We start from the raw sequence: 2,677 nt of genomic DNA on the forward strand, positions 1-2,677 counted from the left end.
GGATCACCACCACCGACGGGCAACTACTGCGAGAACTTCACCTCGACCCGACCAAGGACTACCAACCACAAGCCAAACCGTGAACGATGTCCCAAGACACATGTGCACGATGTCCCGAGACATCACAGACGTGTCCGAGGGGGGACTTGAACCCCCACGCCCAGTAATAGGGCACTAGCACCTCAAGCTAGCGCGTCTGCCATTCCGCCACTCGGACTGACGCCAATTAATTGGCAGCTAAGGCTATCGGATCGGCCCGCTCCCACCCAAACCTGCCCGGCGACGATGCGGGCCCAGGTGTGGCGGCGGCCCCGGTTGCGGGTACGCGAGGCGTAGACGCTGCGCGGCCACGTCGGTCGCAGTGGTAGGAAAGGTTACTGTGACGGTGCCAACCGAAACACCCGTGGACGACGTGGTGGACGTAGTCAGCAGGCTGATCAGGTTCGACACCACCAACACCGGCGATCTGGAAACCACCAAGGGCGAGGCCGAATGTGCCCAGTGGGTTGCCGCCCAATTGGAAGAGGTCGGCTACCAGGTCGAATATCTGGAGTCCGGCGCGTCGGGGCGTGGCAATGTGTTCGCACGCCTCAAGGGTGCCGATAGCTCCCGCGGCGCGCTGCTAATTCACGGGCATCTTGATGTGGTGCCCGCCGAGCCGGCCGAGTGGAGCGTGCACCCGTTCTCCGGTGCGATCGAGGACGGCTATGTCTGGGGCCGCGGCGCGGTCGACATGAAGGACATGGTCGGCATGATGATCGTTACCGCCCGGCAATTCCGGCGCGCCGGTGTTGTGCCGCCGCGCGACGTAGTGTTTGCGTTCCTCGCCGACGAAGAAAGCGGCGGCAAGTACGGCGCACAATGGCTGGTCGACAACCGGCCCTACCTGTTCGACGGCGTGACCGAAGCAATTGGGGAGGTCGGCGGGTTCTCGCTGACCGTGCCGCGCCGCGATGGCGGCGAGCGTCGGCTCTATCTCATCGAGACCGCGGAAAAGGGGCTGCACTGGATGCGGCTGACCGCGCGCGGCCGGCCCGGACACGGTTCGATGATGCATGACCACAACGCCGTCACCTGGATCGCCGAGGCGGTGGCGCGGCTGGGTCGTCACCAGTTTCCGCTGGTCGTGACCGACACCGTCGTGCAGTTCCTGGAGGCGATCACCGAGGAGACGGGTCTGGAGTTCGACACCGAGGCCGCCGACCTGGAGGGGACGATCGACAAGCTCGGTCCGATGGCCCGGATGCTCAAGGCGGTCCTGCACGACACCGCCAACCCGACGATGCTCAAGGCGGGCTACAAAGCCAACGTGGTACCGGCGACGGCGGAGGCCGTGGTGGATTGCCGGGTGCTTCCCGGCCGGCTAGCGGCGTTCGAGGCGGAGGTCGACGAGCTGATCGGCCCCGAGGTGAGTCGCGAATGGATCACCAACTTGCCGTCGTATGAGACCAGTTTCGACGGCGACCTGGTCGACGTGATGAACGCCGCGCTGCTGGCGGTGGATCCCGACGCCCGGACCGTGCCCTACATGATGTCCGGCGGCACGGACGCAAAAGCATTCGCGCGCTTGGGTATTCGCTGCTTCGGCTTCACCCCGTTGCGGTTGCCGCCGGACCTGGATTTCGCCGCGTTGTTCCACGGCATCGATGAACGGGTACCCGTCGATGCGCTGAGGTTCGGCACCGAGGTGCTGACACACTTCTTGACACACTGCTAGCCGCAAGTTGAGCGAACCACACGAGAGGGGATCGACCATGATCGCACCGCCCGACCCGTACGCTGCGCTGCCCAAACTGCCGTCGTTTCATTTGGAGTCGGCGTCGATCACCGACGGGCAGCCGCTGGCGACACCGCAAATCAGCGGGATCTTGGGCGCCGGTGGCGAAGACGTCAGCCCGCAGCTGAGCTGGTCGGGTTTTCCCGACGAGACCCGTAGCTTCGCGGTGACCGTCTATGACCCGGATGCCCCTACGTTGTCCGGTTTTTGGCACTGGGCGGTGGCCAATCTGCCCGCCTCGGTCACCGAGTTGCCCGACGGTGCCGGCGAGGGCAGTGACCTCCCGGGTGACGCGCTGACGCTGGTCAACGATGCGGGTATGCGCCGCTATGTCGGTGCCGCGCCGCCCCCGGGCCACGGTCCGCACCGCTACTACGTCGCCGTGCACGCGGTCGACGTCGAGAAACTCGACCTCAACGAGGATGCCAGCCCCGCATTCCTGGGCTTCAACCTGTTCCAGCATGCGATCGCCCGGGCCGTCATCTACGGAACCTACGAACAGCGCTGATCCTCAGCGGGATGCGGATCCCACGGCCTCGCTCAACGAGGAAAACCCGCTTGCGCGCAGGCGCACGGCGATGCCGTCGTGAATGTGCTTGGCCCACAGGCCTCCGCCGTAGATGAAGCCGGTGTAGCCCTGCAGCAACGACGCTCCTGCGGTGATCCGCTCCCATGCGTCGTCGACGGTTTCGATGCCGCCGACACTGATCAGTGTGAGCCGGTCACCGACCCGGCCGTAGAGGCGGCGCAGCACCTCGGCGGCGCGGTGCGCTAGCGGCGGCCCTGAGATGCCGCCGTTGCCCAGCGCGTCGACACCGGGGGTGCTCAGTCCGTCGCGCGACACCGTGGTGTTGGTGGCGACGATGCCGGCTAAACCCAATTCGATTGCCAGGTCAGCAA

General features: G+C 65.7%; 2 protein-coding genes, 1 tRNA gene and 1 pseudogene. 2 read left to right on the forward strand and 2 right to left on the reverse strand.

Annotation, left to right across the window (positions count from 1 at the left end; all coding sequences use genetic code 11):
- Positions 1-131: 131 nt before the first annotated feature.
- Positions 132-217: transfer RNA gene (locus WAN71_RS18350), tRNA-Leu, on the reverse strand.
- Between the two features lie 162 nt (positions 218-379).
- Between WAN71_RS18350 and WAN71_RS18355 the strand changes: the two genes are divergently transcribed.
- A complete protein-coding gene (locus WAN71_RS18355; RefSeq protein ID WP_422226702.1) occupies positions 380-1,717 on the forward strand; it encodes a M20/M25/M40 family metallo-hydrolase in 1,338 nt (445 codons plus the stop codon).
- Positions 1,718-1,754: 37 nt separating this feature from the next.
- A complete protein-coding gene (locus tag WAN71_RS18360) occupies positions 1,755-2,285 on the forward strand; it encodes a YbhB/YbcL family Raf kinase inhibitor-like protein (RefSeq protein WP_422226703.1) in 531 nt (176 codons plus the stop codon).
- Positions 2,286-2,288: 3 nt separating this feature from the next.
- Here WAN71_RS18360 and WAN71_RS18365 read toward each other — a convergent pair.
- Positions 2,289-2,677, reverse strand: a pseudogene (locus WAN71_RS18365) (dihydroorotate dehydrogenase (quinone)); the annotation flags it as partial.

Source organism: Mycobacterium sp., from assembly GCF_049280035.1.
Taxonomy (GTDB): Bacteria; Actinomycetota; Actinomycetes; order Mycobacteriales; family Mycobacteriaceae; genus Mycobacterium.